The organism is Phragmitibacter flavus, from assembly GCF_005780165.1.
Lineage (GTDB): Bacteria > Verrucomicrobiota > Verrucomicrobiia > Verrucomicrobiales > Verrucomicrobiaceae > Phragmitibacter > Phragmitibacter flavus.
Genome location: NZ_VAUV01000012.1, coordinates 163,740 through 186,177, shown reverse-complemented (window position 1 = coordinate 186,177; position 22,438 = coordinate 163,740). Strand labels below are relative to the sequence as shown.

The following is a 22,438-nucleotide window of genomic DNA, read 5'->3' as shown; positions in this document are numbered from 1 at the left end:
CGACTTCGAATTCATCAAATTCTTCATGCTCATGGAATCTCGATCTCTGGTTTTTTTGCCTCTCAGTTCCGTCGGCGGAGAAGCCAAATTCCTTATTTTAAACTCAGCACAGGTGCAATTCAACCCCATCCTCTTCCTCGTCTCCACCAACGCAATGACATCGAATGATCTCAATCAATCGATCAAAATCCTTTCCCAATTTCACTTTTGACAGCTCGGAGTGTGTCCATTTGATGACAAATCCCTCTTCGGGTGTTCCAAACCCTCCCCTAAGAATGTCGTTGAAAGCATCAAGATTGTGTCCCCACGTGCAGTTAATGCCAAAGGACTCTTTGATCTCCTTGTAGAACTCTTTCAGAGTAGAAAATCGACCGCCATCCACGATAAAAATCTTCTTGGTCATTCTTTCCTTTCCTTCAACCGGGCAGCTTCGCATCGATGACCCAACTCCTCAACCTTTAGCTCAAACAAACACCCCTCATCCCTCCGATTTCCCCTTCCATTCCCCCAAATAAACGCCATCTTACTCACCCCACTTTCCTCGCACGCATTCCATGCAATACCTCTCCACCCGCGGCCAAACCCAACCCCACTCCTTCTCCGAGGCCGTTGAAGCCGGACTCGCCCCCGACGGCGGCCTCTTTCTCCCCGAATCCTTCCCCGACATCCGCTCCCATCTCAACGATTGGCAATCGCTCACCTACCCACAGCTCGCCGCCGAGTTCTTCCAGCTTTTTGCCCCTGATATCTCCTCAGAAGAATGGCATTCTCTGACCGCCCAGGCTTATTCCAAATTCGATTCCCCCGACGTCGCCCCACTGCGCCAGCTCGACGAGAAAACCTACGTCCTCGAACTCTTCCACGGCCCCACCCTCGCCTTCAAAGACTTCGCCCTGCAACTGCTCGGCCTCCTGTATAAACGCCTCGCCACGCAATCCGGTAAAACGCTCGCCGTTCTCGGAGCCACTTCCGGCGACACCGGCTCCGCCGCCATCCACGGCTGCCTCGGTCAGGACGGCATCAACATCTTCATCCTCTACCCCAATGGCCGCGTCGCCCCCCTCCAGGAACGCCAGATGGCCTGCACCGACGCCTCCAACGTTTTCGCCATTCCCATTCCCGGCACCTTCGATGACGCCCAGGCCTTGGTGAAAGAAACCTTCGGCGACCCCGCCTTCACCGCCGCCCACAACCTTTCCGCCGTCAACTCCATCAACATCGCCCGCGTCCTTGCCCAGTGTGTGTATTACATCTGGGCCACCCTCCGACTCCCCGAAAACCTTCGCGACCAAGTCGAGTTCGTCGTCCCCACCGGAAACTTCGGCAACGTCCTCGCCGGCTTCCTCGCCCACCAGATGGGCATGCCCGCAAAACGCTTCCGCGTCGCCACCAACCAAAACGACATCCTCCACCGCTTTTTCACCAACGGCGAATACCGCCAGGGCGACGTCTTCCCCAGCTTCGCCCCGAGCATGGACATCCAGGCCGCCTCCAACTTCGAGCGCTTCCTCTATCTCCTTCTCAACAAAGACAGCACCCGTGTCCGCGAACTCATTGCCCAGATGAAATCCGGCACCCCCGTCACCCTACCCGAACCCCGCGGCATCTTCCGCGCCTCCCGTCTCGACGACGCCGGCATCGCCGCCACCATCGCCGATGTCTGGCAGCAATACGGCTACATCGCCGACCCTCACACCGCCTGCGGCTTCACCGACATGGCCCCCGACGCCATCAGCATCGTCCTCGCCACCGCCCATCCAGCCAAATTTCCCGAAGTCGTGCAACAAGCCACCGGCGTCGACCCGACGCATCCCACCCTCGAAGCCCTCAAGCTTCTCCCCCTCCGCACCCATCCTCTCCCCGCCACCGTCGACTCCATCAAGACCTTCATCGCCGAACACTCGTAACTGGAACATTCGTTCTAAACAAATCCCTCGACGCAAACGTCGCCGACACTGAAACAATCGGCCACCATCCCCGTATCGTCTTTCTCCCCCCACACCTCTAACCACCCACTCCACCAAAAATTTATGCTACGACATCTCCACCTTTACCTCCTCGCCGGCCTCGCCACCGCAGGCCTCCTCACCCTCCCCGCCCAGGAGAAAAAAGCCGCCGAACCTGTCAAATCGCTGCGAGGTCTCCTCATCTGCGGCGGCTGCTGTCATGATTACGAAAAACAAAGCGTCCTGCTGCGCGACGGCATCCAGGCCCGCGCCAACATCCAGATCGACATCCTGCGCAGTGAAGACAAAGGCACCGCGCCCGAGTTCCCGCTCTACAAAAATCCCGACTGGGCCAAAGGATACGACGTCATCATCCACGACGAATGTGCCGCCAGCGTAAAAGACCTTCCACTCGTCCAGAACGTCATCAACGCCCACAAAACCATTCCCGCCGTCAACTTGCACTGTGCCATGCACAGCTTCCGCACCGGCACCGATGACTGGTTCAAATTCCTCGGCCTGCAAAGCTCCGGCCACGGTCCACAAGAACCCATCAACATCGAGTTCGACACCACCCACCCCATCACCGAGTCCCTTGCCAACTGGACCACCATCAAGGAAGAACTCTACAACAACGTCAACGTCTTCGACGCCAAACCCCTCGCCATGGGCAAACAGGTCGTGAAAGCCAAAGACGGCACCATCCGCACCGACGAAGCCATCGTCGTCTGGACCAACGAAACCCAGGGCGCCCGCAGCTTCTCCACCACCCTCGGCCACAACAACGACACCGTCGGCGACACCCGCTACCTCGACCTCGTCACCCGCGGCCTGCTCTGGTCCCTTGACAAACTCAGCCCCGACTACCTCATCCCCTACACCGGTCCCGAAGGCACCACCACCATCCTTCCCGCCCCTCCCAAAGACGAGGCCGCAGCCGATAAAGACAAAAAGAAAACCTCCTCAGCGGCTCCGGCCGCTCCTTCGCCGTCTTCGGACGGCACCCCGGCGGTGCAAGTCACCGCCTCCTCCGAGGAGACCGACAAAGGCAACCACGCGTTCCTCGCCCTCGATCAAAACCCCGACACCCGCTGGTGCGCCTCCAGCGGCTCCTTCCCCCAGCACCTTCAAATTGAACTCCCCACCCCCCAAACCCTCACCGGCATTTCCATCCAGTGGGAAAGCCAGAACAACGCCTACCAGCACAAGATCGAAGGCTCAGTCGACGGCAAAAGCTGGACTGTGCTCGCTGACGCCTCCACCAACCAAAAAGGTGGCGACAGCGAACACAGCCTCAGCAACAACCAGGGCAAAGACATCCGCTTCATCAAAACCACCATCCTCAGCTCCAGCCAGGGCGGTTGGGCCAGCATCCGCGAAATCAAACTCAACACCGCAGCCACCCCCGTCACCCTCACCGCCTCCAGCACCGAAACTTCCAAAAACAATCTCACCCACCACGCCATTGATGGAAACCCCGACACCCGCTGGTGCGCCTCCACCAAAGACTACCCTCAATTCCTCCAACTCAGCTTCGACCAACCTCACAAAATCAGCGGCCTCACCATCGACTGGGAAAGCAAAACCAACACCTACCACCACAAAGTCGAAGGCACCCTCGACAACAAAACCTGGTTCCCCCTCGCCGACGCCACCCTAAATCCAAAACCCGGCCAAACCCAGCACCAATTCGACATTAAAGAAGTGCTAACAGTCAAGATAACCGTAACAGAATCAACCAACAAGGGCAACCACGCCAGCATCCGCGAACTCACCTTCACCAGCCCCACCCTCAAGGCCCTTCGACCCAATTTCCTCGCCTCCACCCCCGTCAAAACACTCGCTCCCGGCGAACCCGACCTCGCCAAATCCGGCAACGTCCCCCCGAAAATCGTCAAACTCACCCCCGAACAGGAAGCCGAAATCCTTAAAGACGTCACCGTCCCCGAAGGTTTCGAAGTCTCCCTCTTCGCCAACTCCGCCGCCGCCAACTACCCCGTCTACGTCGCCGCCGCCCCCAATGGCGACCTCTACGTCTCCTCCGACGGCAACGGCTCTCTCGGCCGCAACCCCGGCCGCGGTCGCATCGTCCGACTGCGCGACACCGACAACGACGGCCGCGCTGACCAGGTCACCGAATTCGTCAAAGACGTCGACTCCCCCCGCGGTCTCGTCTGGGACAAAGACCGCCTCTACCTCGTCCATCCCCCCCACCTCAGCGTCTTCATCGACAAAGACGGCGACGGCGTCGCCGACGAATCCAAAGTCCTCGTCAAAAACCTCGCCTTCGGATTCAAAGACCGCCCCGCCGACCACACCACCAACGGCCTCTCCCTCGGCATCGACGGCTACCTCTACATCGCCGTCGGCGACTTCGGATTTATGGAAGCCGAAGGCACCGACGGACGCAAACTGCAAATGCGCAACGGCGGCGTCCTGCGCGTCCGGCCCGACGGCACCAACATGGAAATTTACGCCCAAGGCACCCGCAACATCCTCGAAGTCGCCATCAGTCCCACCATGGACATGTTCGCCCGCGACAACACCAACGACGGCGGCGGCTGGAACGTCCGTTTCCACCACTTCCCCGGCCTCACCGACCACGGCTACCCCCGCCTCTACATGAATTTCCCCGACGAAATCATCCAACCCATCGCCGACTACGGCGGCGGCTCCGGCTGCGGTGCCGTCTACATCGACGAACCCGGCTTTGGCGACTGGAACAACGCCCCCTTCACCGTCGACTGGGGCACCAACGCCCTCTGGCATCATCAGCTCAAACCCAAAGGCGCCACCTTCGAAGAAACCCGCAAGCCCGAGCCCTTCATCAAAATGACCCGCCCCACCGACGCCGACGTCGATGGCAACAGCAACGTCTACCTCGCCAGTTGGAAAGGCGCCACCTTCAACTGGAACGGCCCCGACGTCGGTTACATCGTCCAAGTCCGCCCTAAAAATTTCAAACCCGAACCCCTCCCCGACTTCGCCAAAGCGAGCGACGCCGACCTCGTTAAACAACTCGAATCTCCCAGTGCCCGCAGACGAATGGATGCGCAGCGCGAATTGATGAGGAGACCTTGGTCCCCTGCATTAGATGGTATCGAAGCTCTGGTCAAAAACAAGCGAAGCCAACCAACAGCCCGAGTCGCAGCGCGATACACATTTTCTCAACATCCAGATCGAGATCATGAACTGATTCTGAGTTCACTGACCTGTGACGGGGATGTTTCAGTCGGTGAAGCCGAAGTGCGCGCTTTTAAAGTTCCCTTCATTCAGAATCCCGACAAGCCATCACGTCAAATTGTCGTGGAAGGAGGAGGAGTTCCCGCTAACCCGTATTCTCCCACCTCCGACCAAATCGCACGCATGGGTCTCGCCCAGTTGGTCGGGGCGGCGTTTAGTAAGGAAATGGGAGAGGCAGGGTTTCTTAAAAACTACGAAGTTTGGGCAGGAGAAGCGAAAAACCCACTCTTTGACCACGTTTTAGTAAATTTTTTGGCCAAGAAAGCAGAGCCCCAGGTGTTGTTTACGGTGATTGAAGGTGCTGAACAACCCGGCATGCGTGAGTCCACGTCAGAACAGAAAAGTATTGCCCTCCGCGCCCTCGCCAAAATCCACTCCCCCGAAACCGTCACCGGCCTGATTGACCGCCTCGACAAAGCCACCGACCCCACCCTCCGCCAAGGCATTCTCTCCGCCCTCTGCCGCCTCTACCACCACGAAGGCGAGTGGAAAGGCGACTCTTGGGGCACCCGACCCGACACCCGCGGCCCCTATTACCAACCCGAACCCTGGGCCGAAACCCCAAAAATCGAAGCCGTCCTCAAAGCCACCCTTGCCAAGGCCGATCCCACCGAAACCGCGTTCCTCATCAAGGAGATGAACCGCAACCGCATCAAATCCGACGACGCCCTCACCCGCATCCTGACGCTCGCCAAAACCGACCCCAAACTCATCCCCGATGCCGTTTCGCAACTCGCCCAGGCCGAAACCATTCCCGCCGACGGCATCCCCCTCCTCACACAGGCCGCCCGCGCCCCGCTCGAAGACGAAACCTACACCCCCGCCGTCCGCTCCCAGGCGATCACTGCCCTCACCAAAACTGACAACACCGACGGCTGGTCCGCCATTCTCGACGGCCTCGTCCTGATGAAAAACATCCACAAGGAAGCGCAAGACATTTACAAAGCCCGCGAAGCCGCCACCAAAGCTTTCCTCGAAGCCCCCAAACTCGAAAACCATCACCAACTCGTCGAAGTCCAATCCGAAAACCTCGACTCCCCCCGCGCCTACTGGGCCTACTCCGCCCTCCTCAACCTCAGCGCCCGCAAATCCGGCAGTCCTGAATCCCGCGAAGAAGCCACCAAAAAACTCGACACCGCCTGGGCCGATCCCAAACATCGCACCATGATTCTGCGCGTTGTCGCCGACCTCAGACACAACCCTTTTGCCGACAAAGTCCTGCTCGCCCTCGACGACCCTGACAAAGACGTCCTCAAAGCCGCCGAGCACGCCGCCAAGGCCATGAAACTGGAGAAAAAAACCGCCGCCAGCGGTCCCCTCGTCTCCACCCTCAAGCCCGCCGACCTCATTGCCCAACTCCTCAAAACCAAAGGCGATGTCGGCCTCGGTGAACAAATCTTCGCACGCGCCACCTGCGTTGCCTGCCACACCACCAAGGAAGACGAAGCCCAAAAAGGCCCCTACCTCGGCAACATCGCGCAAACCTACAAGCGCCCCGAACTCATCGACGCCATCATCGATCCCAACAAAACCATCGCCCAAGGTTTCGCCACCAACTTCATCGTCACCAAAAAAGGCGAAAGCCAGATGGGTTTCGTCACCTTCGAAAGCGCCGAAAAAGTGACCATCCGCACCATCACCGCCGCCGAACACTCCTTCCATCCCAACGACATCGCCCAACGTGAAAAACCTCCCATCTCCATGATGCCCCCTGGCCTGATGGGCAACTTCACGGTCCGCGAATTCGCCAGTCTGCTTGACTATCTCGAAGCCCTTTCCAAGAAGTAGACGTCCCCATCATTTGCTCACTTCAAACGGAAGGGACACGCCAAACGTGTCCCTTCTCTCATTTCAATGCTCCGCCAGTCCCAACTCTCCCGACCGTTGTCAGCTGCCATCATCGGCATCCTGACCGCCCTGCTTCCTTTCGCCGCTCACGCCCAGGAAGGACCCGCCGTGAACCTCCACAAATGGTCCGGCAAGATCAACGTTCCCGACCCGGTCGCCATCAGCGTAGCACCCAATGGTGATGTCTACGTCTCCGCCACCACCCGCCGCAAAGTCGCCGACCTCGACATCCGCGAACATCGCGACTGGATCCCCGATGACGTCGCCCTCGACAGCGTCGAAGCCAAACGCGAATTCCTCAAACGCGAACTCGCCCCAGGCAAACTGCGCCAGCCACGCGGCGGCCTCGCCGATCACAACAAGGACGGCTCCATCGACTGGAAAGACCTCACCGTTCACACCGAACGCATTTATCAGCTTCGCGACACCAACGGCGACGGCACCGCCGACCGCATCACCGTCTTCGCCGAAGGTTTCAATACCGAAGTCACCGGCATCGCCGCCGGCGTCCTCTACCACGACGGCTGGGTCTACGCCACCATCGCCCCCGACCTCTGGAGGCTCAAAGACACCGATGGCGACGGCGTGGCTGACCTCCGTGAAGTCGTCGCCCATGGTTTCGGCCTGCACATCGCTTACGCCGGACACGACATGCACGGCCCCCGCCTCGGCCCCGATGGTCGCATTTACTGGTCCATCGGCGACAAAGGCGTCAACGTCACCAGCAAGGAAGGCAAAAAGTTTTATTACCCCCACCAAGGTGCCGTCCTGCGTGTCGAACCCGACGGACGCAACTTCGAAGTCTTCGCCCACGGGCTGCGCAACGTGCAGGAAACCGCCTTTGACCAATGGGGCAACCTCTTCGGTGTCGACAACGACGCCGACATGAAGGGCGAAAAAGAACGCGTCGTGCACATCGTCGAAGGCAGCGACAGCGGCTGGCGCTGCGGCCATCAATACATGAGCAGCGGAAAAAGCCGTTGGATGCGCGAAAACCTATGGAAACCCGCCCACGCCGGACAGCCCCTCCACCTCCTCCCCCCAATCGCCCTCTCGCACAACGGTCCCGCCGGTTTCCTCTGGGAACCCGGCACCGCCCTCGACGACAACCTGCGCGGCAAATTTTTCCTTTCCCAGTTCCCTTCCGGCGACATCTCCGCGCTCACCCTCGAACCCACCGGCGCCTCCTTCAAACTCACCGGCGACAGTTTGCTCACTCGCGGCATCATGGCCATCGGTATGGCCTGGCATCCCGATGGCAGCATCTTCTTCGCCGACTGGGACGGCGGCTACCCCCTCGATGAAAAAGGGGGTGTCTGGCAGATCAACACCGCCAAAAACTCCACTGACAAAACTCGTCAGAAAGTCCACGACCTGCTGCGCAACGGTTTCTCCAAAACCACTCCCGACGCCTTGATCTCCCTCCTCGCCCACGCCGATCAACGCGTCCGCATCGAAGCCCAGCTGGAACTCGTCAAACGTCAGCAATGGTCACAACTACAAACCATCGCCTTCGACCGGAAAACCTCTGAACTCGCCCGTGTCCACGCCATTTGGGGACTCGGCATCGGCCTGCGCCTTCACGACCTCAAAGCCGAGCCTCTTCTCCCACTGCTCAGCGATTCCTCCGACCACATCCGAGCCCAAACCGCCAAAATCCTCGGCGATGCCCCCGCCTCATTGAAAGGCGATGAAGCCGCCAAGCTGATCCCCCTTCTCTCCGACCAAGACGCTCCCACTCGTCTGCAAACCGCCATTGCCCTCGGCAAATTCAAATTCCCCGGTGCCATCGAACCCTTGATCGAGTTCGCCCACCGCGACGCCAGCGATCCGGTGCTGCGTCACGCCGCATCGTATTCCCTGGCCGGTTGTGCCCAGCCTCAACAACTCACCAACCTCTCCAAGCACGCCTCCCTCTCGGTGCGTGCCAGTGCCCTCCTCGCCCTCTGGCATCAACGTTCCCCCGAAATCACCATCTTCCTCAGGGATCAGGACACCGCAATCATCGACGAAGCCGCCCGCTCCATCCACGATGACCAAGGCATCCCCGCCGCCCTTCCCGCTCTCGCCGCCCTCTCCGATCGCGTCAGTTCATTGAGCCTCATGACCCAGCGCCGCGCCCTCAATGCCGCGTTCATCCTCGGCGGCAAGGAAAATGCCCAGCGCCTTATCACCGCCGCCTTGAACCCCAACCTCTCCAAAGAGATCCGACTCGAAGCCTGGAACTACCTCGCTTCCTGGACCAACCCACCGCGTCTCGACCTGGTGGACGGCACCGCACGTGACCTCTCCAAGCGCAACACCGAAGGCGCCTCCGAAACCGTCGCCAGTCAGGTCGATGCCCTTCTCGCCCTCAAGGATGCCGAACTCAAAACCGCCGGCATCCTAGCCTTGGTCAACCTCAAAGTCCCCGTCTCCGTCAGCGTGCTGCAAGTCATCATCAACGACCGCTCATCCCCCGGTCAGGTGCGTGCCGAAGCCCTCAATCTTCTCGCCGATCAACACGCCGATGCCCCCGAAGTCGACACCACACTGAAGGACATTTGGAGCGGCAAAGAGGTTCCCGTTGAGATAAAAACCGCAGCCATCACCATCATCGCCACGAAACGCCCCGACACATTCCCGGATCGACTCGCCCGCATCCTCCAATACGAAAAGAACACCGGGTTGCAACAGCAGGCCCTCGCCCTTGCCAAGACCGTTCCCCAACCTGTGCAAGCCGCCATCGCTCCCACCATCGAAGAATGGATGACCCGGCTCAACAGCGGTTCAGCCCATCCGGCGTTGCAACTCGACCTCCTTGAAACCGCCGAGTTCTACGCCGCCACAGCTCCGTCCATCCAGAAACAACTCACCCTCTACGAAGCGGCACGCCCCGCCCCCGCCATCGGAGCCAGCGGCATCCCCGTTCTCCCCTCCCCCAAGGAACTGCTTCACGGCGGCGACATCCAACGTGGTCGCGACATCGTCTCCAATCATCTCGCCGCCAACTGCATCGCCTGCCACATCGCCGAATCCACCACCGGAAGCAACGTCGGCCCCACCCTCGTCGGCATCGGCAAACTCCACACCCGCGAATACCTCCTCGATTCCCTCCTGCAACCCGCCGCCACCATCGCCCCCGGCTTCGGCACCGTCTCCCTGACCCTCAAAGACGGCACCTCCACCGCCGGCACTCTCCTCGAAGAAACCTCACAAGAACTCAAAATTCGCACCGGAGACGGCAAAACCCAAACCTTCGACAAAACCAACATCACCTTCCAAACCCCGCCCATCTCGATCATGCCCCCCATGCTCGGCATCCTCACCAAACGCGAAATCCGCGATGTCGTCGAGTATCTCGCATCCCTCCAAAAACCAAAAAAATAACACCGTCATGCTCTGGGAAGTCCATCAACAAGGCCAAATCCACTCCGCCCAGCAACAAGCTGACCGCGCCGCACGCAAAACCGACGGTTTCGCCGACGACCTCAAACAACTCCGTCGCCACGTCGATCGACTTTCACTCGCCTGCCAGTCTCTGTGGGAACTCGTCAAAGAACGAACCGACCTCACCGAAGCCGACATCGAACAGCGCATGCTCGACATCGATCTCCGCGACGGCGTCCAGGACGGCAAAATCGGCATGCAAATCATCGACTGCCCCCAATGCCACAGCAAAACCAACTCCCGACGCCAAACCTGCATCATGTGCGGCACCGAACTGCCCCGCACCCACCACTTCGACGGCACCTGATCCACCTCAATAAATACTGTTCATTCCAAAAAATATCCACTAGAGTCGGCGTTCCCCCGAACCTCTTTTCACACCATGACTCCCTCGCGCGCCCAAGCCCTCATCATTGCCCTCGTCCTCGGAGTCCTCTCCCTCTCGACCGCTCAATCCCAACTCTACTGGGACACCAACGGCAACACCGTCTACTCCGGCAACACCGGCGGCATCTGGGGCACCGATAACTTCTGGACCACCGACGCCAACGGCCTCAGCCCCACCACCGCCTACACCCTAGGCAGCCAGGTCATCTTCGCCGCAGGCACTGATGGCACCGGCACCTACACCATCACGCTCACCCCCAACCAGTCCGCCTCCGGCATCGACTTCCAAGAAGGCCACATCAACATCGCCCCGGCCACCCCCATGGTGAACATCACCGGCCCACCCGCCTCCAACAACTTCACCAGCGTTGAAGTCCTCACCCTCACCGGCAACGGCCCCACCGTGAACGTCCAAAACATGGACTCCACCATCACCTCCCGCATGACCTCCGCCGGCCTCGTCAAAACTGGCGTCGGCAAACTCACGCTCGACTTCGGCATTTCCGGCAACGCTGGTTACTTCAACCTCAACGCCACAGGCACCGCCCCCATCACCATCAACGGCGGCACCCTCGAACTCAAAGGCACCGGCGGCAGCGCCAACCAATTGTCCGCCGATCGCGGCATCATTATCAACAGCGGCGCTACCTTCCTCTGGAACACCAACCCTAACAGCATCAGCGACAGCGCCAGAATCACCATCAACACGGGCGGCGTCCTCAACACCAAAACCAACGACCAAATCGGCACCATCGACGGCACCGGCCACATCCTCATGCGCAGCGCCTCGCTCAACCTCGCCCAAGGCGGCAACACCACCACTTTCTCCGGAATCATCCACGGCAGCGGCACCCTCCAGGTCAACGGCGGCACCGGCTTCGTCAATCTCACCAACGCCAACACCTTCTCCGGCACCATCACCTCCCAGCAAACGAATGTCACCACCGGCGGCTTCCGCCTCGGCCACATTCGCGCCGCCCAAGACGCCACCCTCAACCTCGCCAACTTCGATGTCAATGCCCAGCACATCAGCTTCGCCACCGGGATCGGCACCTTCATCACCGGAGCCCTGCAAGGCACCAGCAACCTCACACTCGAAGACGCTGACGGAAACGCCATCGACCTTCAGGTCGGAAACCGCGACACCTCAACCACTTACCGCGGAGCACTTAGCGGCAGCGGCGGCCTCACCAAAATCGGCATGGGCACCCTGACCCTGACTAACGAGCAAATCACAGTCAACCGCACCAACACCGCCTCAGGCCTCGTCACCGCCACCTATGTGTCTAACGCTTCCAACAGCTACACCGGCGACACCACCATTCTCGGCGGAGCTCACAACCCCAACAGCGGCTCTGTCAATCAATCCAACGTCGGCACCCTCAAACTCGATTACAACAGCACCGACATCCCCTCAACCACCACCGGCGGCAATACCTATAGCTACATCGTTTCTTCCAGCAATTTCAACGTGATAAATTCTGGCAGCCGACTGGTTCTGGGTGGAGGCAAACTCTGGCTCGCAGGCAGCAATACCGGTTTCCTAGCCCATCAAACCTTCAACAACACTCACCTCCTCGCTGGTCGCAGCTACATCACCGTGTCCCACGGCACCTCCGCAACGCCAACAGTCGTCCATCTGCAAAACATCACCCGTGTTCCCGGTAGCATCCTCGAATTCACCACCACCGGCACCGGCCCCCAATCCCTCTCCAACGGTATTACCACTACCAACAATAACGACGCCAGCGGCATCCTCGGAGGTTGGGCAATTATCGGCAACGATTGGGCAATCAAAGACCTACTTGGAGCTGGCATTGGAAACATCATAGCTGCGCCCTCCTTCATTTACACCACCTACACCGCTGGCGACATCGCCTCTTCAGCCACCTCCAATCTGCGAATTGACAACAACGCCACCTCCATCACCACCTCCGCAGGCACCACTCAGGTTAATACCATCATGGTTCGCAACGACGCCACCAACGCCAATGCACCCATCAACCGCCTCATCGACATTGCTGCTGGAGAAATCCTCCGCACCAACAGCATCTGGAACCAGGGCAGCGTGGTCACCTCCAGCGTTCCCAACCTCGTGATCGGAGCCACCCCCAACACCGGAATCCTTACCGCTGGCACTGCCGACGACACCGCAGCCGAACTGATCATCAACAACTCCGGCAGCGGTGAAATGCAAATCAATGCTTCCATCCGGGACAACGGCACCGGTGTAGTCACCCTCGTCCGCACCGGCTCAGGCAACCAGGTTATCTACACCGCCGCCAACACCCACACCGGCGGCACCATCATCACCCAGGGCCGCAACCGCTTCGACAACGCCGCCGGCCTCAGCAGCGGCCCCGTCACCGTCCTCGCCGGCGGTCAACTCTGGATCAACAGCGCCAGCACCTTCAACAACAACTTCTCCCTGCAAGGCACCGGCCACGGCGAAAGCGGCATCCCCGGAGCCATTCGCATGAGCGGTGCCACCATCGGCAACGCCAGCACCCTCATCACCCTCACCGGCGACACCCGCATCGGTGCCGTCAACTCCTCCACCCTCTCCACCCTTGCAGGAAAAATCACCGGCAACTACGGCCTCGATCTCGCGGGCGGCGCAAGCAACGACAACGTCATCCAACTCAGCAACACCGCCAACGACTTCACCGGCAACCTCTCCCTCAACACCAACCTCGGCATCAACAACCTCGGTCTCACCACCGCCTACAACAGTGCCAATGTCACCGTCCGCCTCACCGCCTCCGAAGTCATCCCCCACGGTCTCGGCAAAGGCAACGTCATCCTCTCCGGCAGCAGCAGCGCCAAACCCGTCACCCTCGACCTCAACGGCTTCTCCGAAACCATCAACTCCCTCATCTCCTACGGCACCCACGCCAACACCGCCGTCACCAACAGCAACACCGGCACCACCTCGACCCTCACCATCGGAGACAACAACACCAGCACCCTCGTCTCCGAAGTCGCCGCCGCCTCCTCCTTCTTCGGCGGCAGCATCAAGGACGGCGCCGGCACCGTCGCCCTCACCAAGATCGGCGAAGGCACCCAAACCCTCACCGGAGCCAACACCTACTCCGGCGCCACCAACATCAACAAAGGCATCCTCCAGGCCGGAGCCACCAACAGCCTCTCCGCCAACTCCGACGTCATTTTGGCAAACGACCCCACCACCATCCTGGCCCTCACCGATGGCATCGCCGACTACTCCCAAACCATCAAATCGCTCTCCGGCTTCGGCACCGTCAACCTCGGCACCATCGCTGCCGCCAACGCCATCCAGTTCACCACCGGCAGCACCGCCGACACCACTTACGCGGGCACCATTGTCGGCGCAGGCGGCCTCACCAAAGAGGGCACCGGTCGATTCACCCTCACCGGCACCAACACCTACGTCGGCAACACCAGCATCAACACCGGCAACCTGCAAGTCGGCGAACTCGGCGTCGGCCAGACCGGCAGCGGAGCTGTCACCGTCGCTGCCAACTCCACCCTCTCCGGCACCGGCACCGTTCGCGGCGCGACCACCGTTCTCGGCACCCTCAAAGCTGGCGACAACGGCGGCGACAGCGTCGGCAAACTCACCTTCTCCGACCTCACCGCCAGCGCACTCAGCCTGACCACCGGCGGCAGCAGTTCCGCCCCGCGTGCCCTCTTTACCCTCGCAGGCGCGACCGGCAACGAGGCTAATCCGCTCGACGGCATCCAAACCACCAGCCTTCTCGACGGCACCTTCGGCAATCACGACGCGTTCGACGTGGAAGGCACCTTCAACCTCACCTTGGGCAGCACCATCAAAGTCGAACTCGCCAGCGCCTACAGCCCAATCCTCGGCGACGTTTTCAATCTTTTCGACTGGGGTTTCATCAACGCTGGCACCTTCAACGTCGCCACCGATCTCATTCTCGAAAACAGCACCACCATGCAGGCCAACGGCTGGATCTGGCAAACCGATCAATTCCTCAGCTCCGGCATCATCTACGTCAGCGTCCCCGAACCCACCCGCGTTTTCCTCCTTCTTTTGGGGGGCGGACTCATCGCTCTTCGTCGCCGCAGGGCTTGAAGGTTACAGGATAGCGACCTTCCCGACCCGGTGAGGGTCTCATTGCGGGGCTTTGTTTCATTCATCCAAAATTGTCCCGGCCGATGAGGGCCACGGCAACGACCTTCCATAGGCAAACATTGCCATGATACGGCATTTGACCCTAAACTTCGTTTAAGTCCACCCTTGTAATCACCCACCGACCCATCCCGCCCGCCATGCCTTCGCGACTGTTCTTCTTCGCCATCACTTCTGCACTGGCGGGTTTTCTCTTCGGCTTCGACACCGTTGTCATCTCCGGAGCTGAGCAACGCATCCAGGCCCTTTGGAATCTCAGCCCTGCGATGCACGGCTTCGCCCTTGCCTCCGCCCTCTACGGCACCGTCCTTGGCGCACTATTCGGCGGCTGGCCCTCTGACAAATTCGGCCGTAAGAAAACCTTGATCGCCATTGGCGTCCTCTACCTGCTTTCCGCGATTGCTAGCGCCCTCGCCTGGGACATCTACAGCTTCGCCATTGCCCGCTTCATCGGTGGCGTCGGCATCGGCGTGTCCACCGTCGCAGCCCCCCTTTACATCTCCGAAATCTCCCCGCCAGAAAAACGCGGACGCCTCACCGCTCTGTTCCAGTTTAATATCGTCTTCGGCATCGTCATCGCCTTCGTCTCCAATGCCCTGCTCGCCAACATTGGTGATCAGGCCTGGCGCTGGATGCTCGGCGTCGAAGCCTTTCCCGCCCTCATCTACACCCTTCTCTGCCTACTCATACCAGAAAGCCCGCGCTGGCTTCTCAACATCAAAAAAGACCGCCCCACCGCCCTCGCCGTGATGCGCTCCGTCAATCCCGACACCCCGCGCACCGACCTCGAAAACCTCGCCGACGAAATCGTCAGCGCCGCCGACCAGTCCCGTGCCCGCACCGACGGATTCTGGAGCAAACCCCTGCGCATTCCCGTCATGCTCGCCTTCCTTGTCGCCTTCTTCAACCAGCTCTCCGGCATCAACGCCATCCTCTACTTTGCCCCCCGCATTTTCGAACTCACCGGCCTCGGTGCCCAAGCCGCCCTGCTCCAATCCATCGGTATCGGCATTACCAACCTGATCTTCACCCTGCTCGGCGTCTACCTCATCGACCGCCTCGGCCGCCGCACCCTTCTTTTTATCGGCTCCTACGGCTACATCCTCTCTCTTGGCCTCTGCTCCTGGGCCTTCTTCACGGAACGTTTCGCCATCGTTCCCCTCTGCATCTTCGCCTTTATCGCCGCCCATGCCATCGGACAGGGTGCCGTCATTTGGGTGCTCATCTCCGAGGTTTTCCCCGACCGCTTTCGCGCTTCAGGACAGGCTTTCGGCAGCTTCACCCACTGGATCTTCGCCGCCCTGCTCACCACCTTTTTCCCCAGCATGGTCGCCGCTTTCGCCCCCGGCTACGTCTTCCTGTTCTTCTGCGGCATGATGGTGCTTCAACTGATCTGGGTCAAAACCATGGTCCCGGAAACCAAAGGTGTCCCCCTCGAACAACTTCAACGCCGACTCGGCACCGAACCCCTCACCCAAGGCACCCCAGCCTAAAAACCTTTATCCTTTGGCGACACCCTGATATCCATTGCCCCTCGCGCAATGTTCATATAAATGCGCAAACACCTCCTGCGCTCCCAGCGTCAGTGACCGCGGCAGATGCGGCAGATCCCCAATCAACACCGGCCAGTCGTCCTGATCATCCGGAATCCGCCCATGGGATCCTTTTACCAAGGTCGCATCCAAAGGAATCACATCAAACAGCGTCCTCTGGCGGATCGATTTCAAAAACAACTTCCACGCCAGCTTCAATTTTGGATGTTTGATCTTCGGATCGAGAAACAGCTCGACCGGATCATACCCCGGCTTGCGATGAATATCCACGCACCGCGCAAAGTCGGGTGCCATCTTGTCGTTCTCCCAATAATAATAGGTGAACCACGAGCGGAAATCCGCCACCGCGATCAGATCGCCCGACCGATGATGATCCAACCCCGCAAAAAACTTCTCCTGCTTGCCCATCACCTGCCCCACCCCCGGCGTCGACTGCAACAGCTCCGCCACTTCTCCCATCAATGACGAATCCTGCACGTAGATGTGCGCCAGTTGATGATCCGCCAATGCAAACACCCGGCACGCTCCCAGGTCCAGCGTCTCGCGTCCCAATTCCTCCTTGATCGACAACCACCCCTTCTCACGGAACAGGCGGTTCAAATGCACCGGCCGGTCGACATCCGTGATCCCGTATTCCGACAGCAACAACACCTTGATGCTGCGCTTCTCATAAAACGAAATCAGATCCCCCACCACGTCATCGATCTCCTTCAACGCCGGTCCAATCTTCTCAAAATCCAATCCATACCGCTGCAGATCATAGTCCAGATGCGGCAGATAAACCAAAGACAAACTCGGCCAGCACTTTTCCTCAATCCACTTCGCCGATTCCGCAATCCACTGCGTCGATTTGATGCTCGAGGCCGGACCCCAAAAATGCGGAAACGGAAACGCCCCCAGCTCCTTCTTGATCTTCTCCCGCAATCCCATCGGCTGCGTGTGCACATCAAACACCTTGCGACCATCCGCCGGATACAACGGCCGTGGCGTGATCGAAAAATCCGCAGACGAATACATGTTGAACCACCAGAACAGTTTGGCGCAGGTGAACTCCGGGTCCGCCCTGCGAAGCGCCTCCCACAGTTTCTCCCCGCTCACCAGCATGTTCGGCTGTTTCCAAAAACGCGTTTCCGCGTAGTCCCGATCATACCACCCGTTCGCCACCACCCCGTGGTCTCGCGGCAACCGACCCGTCAAAAAGCAACTCTGCGCCGTGCAGGTCACCGCTGGCAATGTGGGCTGCACCCGCGCAATCCGATGCCGTTCAACAAACGCCGTAATCTGCGGTGTCGCCTGTCCGATCAACCGGGGCGTCAGACCAACAACATTCAAAATGGCAGTGCGCTGCATGAGAATCCCAACCTCACCCCGACCACCCCATCAAGCAAGCCAACCTTGATATAAGACAATCACATATCCGGCCTTGCAGGCATAATGCAGACACTGGTCGAGATTGAAGGAAGACCAACCCTCACACTTCACGCAATCCAACACAAAATGGATGCCCAGTTCCACCAGCCCCAGCACCACCTGACCACTGAGCATCCACACAAACCCCGCATGAATCAAACAATGCGCCAGCATGCAATGCACCCATAAACAACACGGCAGCGGCTCCTTCGACTCCGAATTGAAATGCCGGTTCTTGTGGGTCGCCATGTAATCCCCTTGAAGAGGAAAATCCGCAAACGCATGCCCAATGGCCAGCGCAAAAAACAACGTCAGTGCCCCGGCAAAACTCAGCGGCGTAAGGCCCAGTTCAAACATCGGCCCCACCCTTTCATGCCGACACCGCCCTCGCAACCAGAAACTGATACAATCAATCGACAAACCTCACCATCCCACCTGCTCCCGACTCACCTTCCACAACCGCTCCTGCAACGCCACATCCTCACAGACCCTGGCGGGTCTCACCTCTTTGCATCGCACAAAATATTTGCCCGTCACCCCCGCCACTTCTGGCGACGAAGCGAGATAGATCGATGTCCTCGCTCCTTTCTCTGCACTCAGGTAAAACCAGCGCATCACCCCGTTTGCCAACCGCATCACAGGAGTCATGTCCCGACCCATCCCCGTCGCCACCGCCCCCGGATGCAGTGCATTCACCGTCAGCCCTCTCCCTTCCATCTGCCTCGCCAGCGCCATGGTGAAAAGCACGTTCGCCAGCTTGGACTGATTGTAAGCTTTGGTCGACCCATACCCCCGCTCCCCATTCAAATCCTCAAAATCCATCTTCCCATATGCATGCAAATGCGAAGCCACGTTCACCACCCTCCCCGCCCCCGATGCACGCAACATGTCCAGCAACTCCATCGTCATCAGCACATAAGCCAGATGATTCAGCGCCCAAGTCCTTTCAAAACCGTCCACCGTCAATCGACGTTCCCCAAACCATCCACCCGCATTGTTCACCAGCACATCCAATCGATCCGTCTTCGACCGCAGTTCCATCACCAACCTGCGGACCTCCGATTGAACCGACAGATCTCCCATCAAGCCTTCCACCTTTGCACCATCACAACCGCTTTCAATCCATTGAACCGTTTCCGCACACCTCCCCTCATCCCGCCCCGTCAAAAACACCCGCGCCCCCAGCCGCACCAGCCCTATCGCCGTCTCACGACCAATTCCGCTGGTCCCCCCCGTCACCAAAACCACCTTGCCAGTCATCGGCCGTTTCATCAAAGACTACTTCTCCTTCGAATTGGGAGGCTGCTCAGTAAACTGAATCGTCGCCTTCACCTCATATCGATCGCCTTCCTTGTAATACCGATGCAGAACATACTCTTCATCCAACGAAGCCGACTCCGGAAGGTTCGGAATCAATGAACCATGCCCACCCTGATGTTCATTGCTCGAAAACTTGTCCCAATAACTCATCACCCGCGTCCCCTCAGTCTCCGGACACCCTGAAAGTTTGATCAACATCTTCTTCATGTTGTTGGCAATTGCCCCCTTCGGATAATCACCCACAAAACTGTTCGACACCGTAAAATAGAGTTTAATTTCCTTTTGTGCTTCGGCGGTATCAAAAAGCTGAATCTTCTCCTCACCTTTCTCCGAAACCATCAGCACCTTAATCTGGGCATAAACCGGCGTCGCAAATTCAAAAGTAAAATTTCCGCCCTGGATCCGCAACTCCCTCATGAGTTGCTCCATGGTGATCGGCTGTTGCGTGACAGGATTATCAGCAAAAGCCGATTCCGCCACCATCGCCACCGCAACACTTGCGAACAAAATTTTCATCAATAAAAAAGATTGTCCTCCCCAAGCCCCATTAAAGGTGACCCACAATCGCCACCTTGTCGTTCATCTCGCGCAAGCGCTTGCTCAACGTGCTGGCAATCCCGATCAAAATGTGCGAAGCCGGCAGCGGACTCACATTCATAAAATCTTCCAAGCTCTGTCGGTCACAACGCCACACCTGCGAAAACTCCACCGCCGTCACCGTCGCGCTCGCCAGTCCAGGATGGAAAATGTTCACTTCGCCAATCGTCTCACCAGGCCCGATCCGACCCAGCAACACCTGACGCCCCGAACGGGTCGTCATCACATGCAAGTTTCCCGAAATGACGAAATACAGGGAGTTCTGCTCCTCCCCTTCCGTGATCAGTTTCTGCATGGGCTGCACAGGCAAAAACTCCCCGTAGGAGCTCAACAACATGCGGTCGTCATCACCCAACGGTTGAATGATGCCCTGGGCCGGAAGTTCAGGTGTCGTAAAATCTGCGCTCATGTCGAATTAATTGGAATAAAATTATACGCGTCAGTCCCATCTTTGATGGATGTGGCTACCCTGGCAAGAAAAGAACTCATAGGAATTGCGAATCTTGCCCTCCACATCAAACGAACTGCATATTCAGTCCACTAAACTTGCAATCAATTGAACTGCATTCATTACTCACATCTGCCAAATCCATCATCCAACTGGCCAGGCAGCCAGCTCATGCTCCGGTCGTTAAATCATGTTCTCCTCATTCAAACGCGCTCCCCTTCCCACCACCCTGTTCTGCATCCTCACGGCTATTGCCCTGCTCCTGCTTCACCTCAGCCTGCCCCCTGAAGCCCGGCACGCCATCGAACTGCGCCTCGCTGAGAGCCGCCGCCCACGCGCCATCGACCACGCCCTGACCCTCACCTGGTGGTCAAGCGCCGTCGGTGCAGTTCTCATGCTCATCGCCGCCCTCACCACCCGCTGGTGGCGCGGCCCGCAACAACCTCCCCAACTTCTCCCCCAAACACCGCACGCTCCATGGAGTCGAACAGCATGGCTTGCCATCCTGGCCATCCTGCTCTTCGCCGGAGGTCTTCGCGCCCTGCGCCTCGATCTCGGACTTTACAACGACGAAGTCTACACCTTCCGCCGCCACATCGCTGGTGACTTCCGCCAACACCCTAAAACCGGTGAACAGGAATTCCGCCACACCTCCTGGGCCAACACCGCATGGCTGTCCGAAGTCGGCAACAACTCCCCCCCTTTCAGCATCCTCGCCCGGCTCAGCCACCAAACCGCACAAAAAATCACCGGTGCCCCCGATGGCGAAATCATCGAATGGGCCATGCGCCTCCCTGTGTGGATCACCGGCATTGCAGGCATCCTCATGCTCGGCGTGCTTGCCCGCGATCTCGGCTCTCCCGACCGTGGATTCCTCGTCATGCTTCTCGCCTCGATCCATCCCTGGCACATCCGCTACTCCTCTGAAGGACGCGGCCACGGCTTCCTCCTCCTCCTTCTCCCGCTGCTCGCCTGGCTGCTCATCAAATCCTTGCGACACGGCACCTGGCGTAACTGGCTGTCGTTCGGCATCGTGCAAATGCTCACCATGTGGACCTTCCCCGGCGCCATGCACCCTCTTCTGCTCATCAACGCCACCCTCGTTCTCTGGCTCGCCTTTCGCTGGTTCAACCACCCCCTGCAACGCACCGCGCTCATCACCCAGTCCACCCGCTGGATCCTCTGCACCCTGTTCGGAGCCGGCCTCTTCTTCCTCGCCTACGCTCCCGCTGCCAACCAAATGCGCACGAATCTCAGTCAGGTCAGCTCACTCAATGCCCTCACGCCCTGGGGCTGGTTGCCCAACATCGCCACCCTCATGCTCACCGGCAAACCCTGGCACGATCCCAATCCCGATTCCACTCTCACCCGGTCTTTCGAGCGTGCAATCGACCTCGACCAACACCTCCCCGTCGCCGCCTTGCTGCTGCTCACCCTGCTCGCCATCGCCGGACTTTGGTGGTGGATCAAACGAGGCATTTCCGGCTGGCTCATCCTTGTAGCAGGATTCCCCACCATCGTCCTCGCCTTCACCGTTTCCCGCCTCACCAACACCGTGCTCCACGAGTGGTATGCGCTCTCCAGCCTGCCCTTCGTCCTGCTGCTCATCAGCGGCAGCGTCGGATGGGCGATGCAGCAACGCCGACTCCAGCAACAATTCGCCCTCCCCCTCATCGCCGTCGCTCTCCTGCCATGGTGCGTCGCCCTCCGACCCGTCCTCAGCACCCAAACCCGTCACAGCGTCCAACCCCTGCGCGAAGTGGTCCACTTCATCCACGGCGACACCTTTCCCCACTACAACTCCAGCGAAAAACCCCTGCTTGCCGCGTTCTGGACCGATATCGGCGTCTACGCCCCCTGCCTGCAACCCACCCACACCGTCGCCGACCTTCAGGCCCTCGCCACCGAAGCCCGGACCAGCGGACGCACCATGTGGATCACCTTCGCCCATCGATCAGACGCGATGAAAACCCATGGCGAACTCATCCATCACCTCGAAAACTCCGGCGAATACGAACACATCACCAACCTGACTGGATTCGGCTCCAGCATCTTCAATCACCACCTCTATCGGCTGAACGACTCTTCCTCTGCCGATCAAGACTCCTAAAAACCTAAAAAA

At 59.1% G+C, this 22,438-nt stretch carries 13 protein-coding genes; 7 read left to right on the top strand and 6 right to left on the bottom strand.

What is annotated here, in order from left to right:
* Positions 1-103 precede the first annotated feature (103 nt).
* A complete protein-coding gene (locus FEM03_RS17085; RefSeq protein WP_138087501.1) occupies positions 104-403 on the bottom strand; it encodes a barstar family protein in 300 nt (99 codons plus the stop codon).
* Between the two features lie 151 nt (positions 404-554).
* On the opposite strand from FEM03_RS17085, the gene thrC reads away from it, so the two are divergent.
* The 6 genes from thrC to FEM03_RS17055 all read left to right on the top strand — a co-directional run bounded on the left by thrC (position 555) and on the right by FEM03_RS17055 (position 16,481).
* A complete protein-coding gene (thrC, locus tag FEM03_RS17080; protein WP_138087500.1) occupies positions 555-1,907 on the top strand; it encodes a threonine synthase in 1,353 nt (450 codons plus the stop codon).
* A 123-nt stretch (positions 1,908-2,030) separates the two neighbouring features.
* Positions 2,031-6,977 (top strand): discoidin domain-containing protein, encoded by a 4,947-nt coding sequence (locus tag FEM03_RS17075; RefSeq protein WP_206171047.1) that lies wholly within the window; start codon positions 2,031-2,033, stop codon positions 6,975-6,977.
* A gap of 66 nt (positions 6,978-7,043) precedes the next feature.
* Positions 7,044-10,406 (top strand): PVC-type heme-binding CxxCH protein, encoded by a 3,363-nt coding sequence (locus FEM03_RS17070; protein WP_138087499.1) that lies wholly within the window; start codon positions 7,044-7,046, stop codon positions 10,404-10,406.
* Positions 10,407-10,413: 7 nt separating this feature from the next.
* A complete protein-coding gene (locus FEM03_RS17065) occupies positions 10,414-10,773 on the top strand; it encodes a hypothetical protein (RefSeq protein ID WP_138087498.1) in 360 nt (119 codons plus the stop codon).
* A gap of 75 nt (positions 10,774-10,848) precedes the next feature.
* Positions 10,849-14,931, top strand: a complete 4,083-nt coding sequence (locus tag FEM03_RS17060) for a beta strand repeat-containing protein (protein ID WP_138087497.1) — start codon at positions 10,849-10,851, stop codon at positions 14,929-14,931.
* Positions 14,932-15,128: 197 nt separating this feature from the next.
* Positions 15,129-16,481, top strand: a complete 1,353-nt coding sequence (locus FEM03_RS17055; protein ID WP_138087496.1) for a sugar porter family MFS transporter — start codon at positions 15,129-15,131, stop codon at positions 16,479-16,481.
* Between the two features lie 6 nt (positions 16,482-16,487).
* Here the strand turns inward: FEM03_RS17055 and FEM03_RS17050 are convergent, their stop codons facing one another.
* The 5 genes from FEM03_RS17050 to FEM03_RS17030 all read right to left on the bottom strand — a co-directional run bounded on the left by FEM03_RS17050 (position 16,488) and on the right by FEM03_RS17030 (position 20,277).
* On the bottom strand, positions 16,488-17,891 hold the full coding sequence (locus FEM03_RS17050) for an alkaline phosphatase family protein (protein WP_138087495.1): 1,404 nt from the start codon (positions 17,889-17,891) through the stop codon (positions 16,488-16,490).
* Between the two features lie 30 nt (positions 17,892-17,921).
* Positions 17,922-18,308, bottom strand: a complete 387-nt coding sequence (locus FEM03_RS17045) for a DUF3307 domain-containing protein (protein ID WP_138087494.1) — start codon at positions 18,306-18,308, stop codon at positions 17,922-17,924.
* Between the two features lie 66 nt (positions 18,309-18,374).
* A complete protein-coding gene (locus FEM03_RS17040; RefSeq protein ID WP_206171046.1) occupies positions 18,375-19,223 on the bottom strand; it encodes an SDR family oxidoreductase in 849 nt (282 codons plus the stop codon).
* Positions 19,224-19,229: 6 nt separating this feature from the next.
* Positions 19,230-19,787, bottom strand: coding sequence for a hypothetical protein (locus FEM03_RS17035; RefSeq protein WP_138087493.1), 558 nt, complete (start codon positions 19,785-19,787; stop codon positions 19,230-19,232).
* A 31-nt stretch (positions 19,788-19,818) separates the two neighbouring features.
* Positions 19,819-20,277 (bottom strand): Crp/Fnr family transcriptional regulator, encoded by a 459-nt coding sequence (locus tag FEM03_RS17030; protein WP_138087492.1) that lies wholly within the window; start codon positions 20,275-20,277, stop codon positions 19,819-19,821.
* Between the two features lie 229 nt (positions 20,278-20,506).
* Here FEM03_RS17030 and FEM03_RS17025 point away from each other — a divergent pair, with 229 nt between their 5' ends.
* A complete protein-coding gene (locus FEM03_RS17025) occupies positions 20,507-22,426 on the top strand; it encodes a glycosyltransferase family 39 protein (RefSeq protein ID WP_138087491.1) in 1,920 nt (639 codons plus the stop codon).
* Positions 22,427-22,438 lie beyond the last annotated feature (12 nt).

Coding starts and splice junctions, on each gene's coding strand:
- FEM03_RS17085 (WP_138087501.1), bottom strand. CDS start 403: ATGACCAAGAAGATTTTTATCGTGGATGGCGGTCGATTTTCTACTCTG.
- thrC (WP_138087500.1), top strand. CDS start 555: ATGCAATACCTCTCCACCCGCGGCCAAACCCAACCCCACTCCTTCTCC.
- FEM03_RS17075 (WP_206171047.1), top strand. CDS start 2,031: ATGCTACGACATCTCCACCTTTACCTCCTCGCCGGCCTCGCCACCGCA.
- FEM03_RS17070 (WP_138087499.1), top strand. CDS start 7,044: ATGCTCCGCCAGTCCCAACTCTCCCGACCGTTGTCAGCTGCCATCATC.
- FEM03_RS17065 (WP_138087498.1), top strand. CDS start 10,414: ATGCTCTGGGAAGTCCATCAACAAGGCCAAATCCACTCCGCCCAGCAA.
- FEM03_RS17060 (WP_138087497.1), top strand. CDS start 10,849: ATGACTCCCTCGCGCGCCCAAGCCCTCATCATTGCCCTCGTCCTCGGA.
- FEM03_RS17055 (WP_138087496.1), top strand. CDS start 15,129: ATGCCTTCGCGACTGTTCTTCTTCGCCATCACTTCTGCACTGGCGGGT.
- FEM03_RS17050 (WP_138087495.1), bottom strand. CDS start 17,891: ATGCAGCGCACTGCCATTTTGAATGTTGTTGGTCTGACGCCCCGGTTG.
- FEM03_RS17045 (WP_138087494.1), bottom strand. CDS start 18,308: ATGTTTGAACTGGGCCTTACGCCGCTGAGTTTTGCCGGGGCACTGACG.
- FEM03_RS17040 (WP_206171046.1), bottom strand. CDS start 19,223: ATGAAACGGCCGATGACTGGCAAGGTGGTTTTGGTGACGGGGGGGACC.
- FEM03_RS17035 (WP_138087493.1), bottom strand. CDS start 19,787: ATGAAAATTTTGTTCGCAAGTGTTGCGGTGGCGATGGTGGCGGAATCG.
- FEM03_RS17030 (WP_138087492.1), bottom strand. CDS start 20,277: ATGAGCGCAGATTTTACGACACCTGAACTTCCGGCCCAGGGCATCATT.
- FEM03_RS17025 (WP_138087491.1), top strand. CDS start 20,507: ATGTTCTCCTCATTCAAACGCGCTCCCCTTCCCACCACCCTGTTCTGC.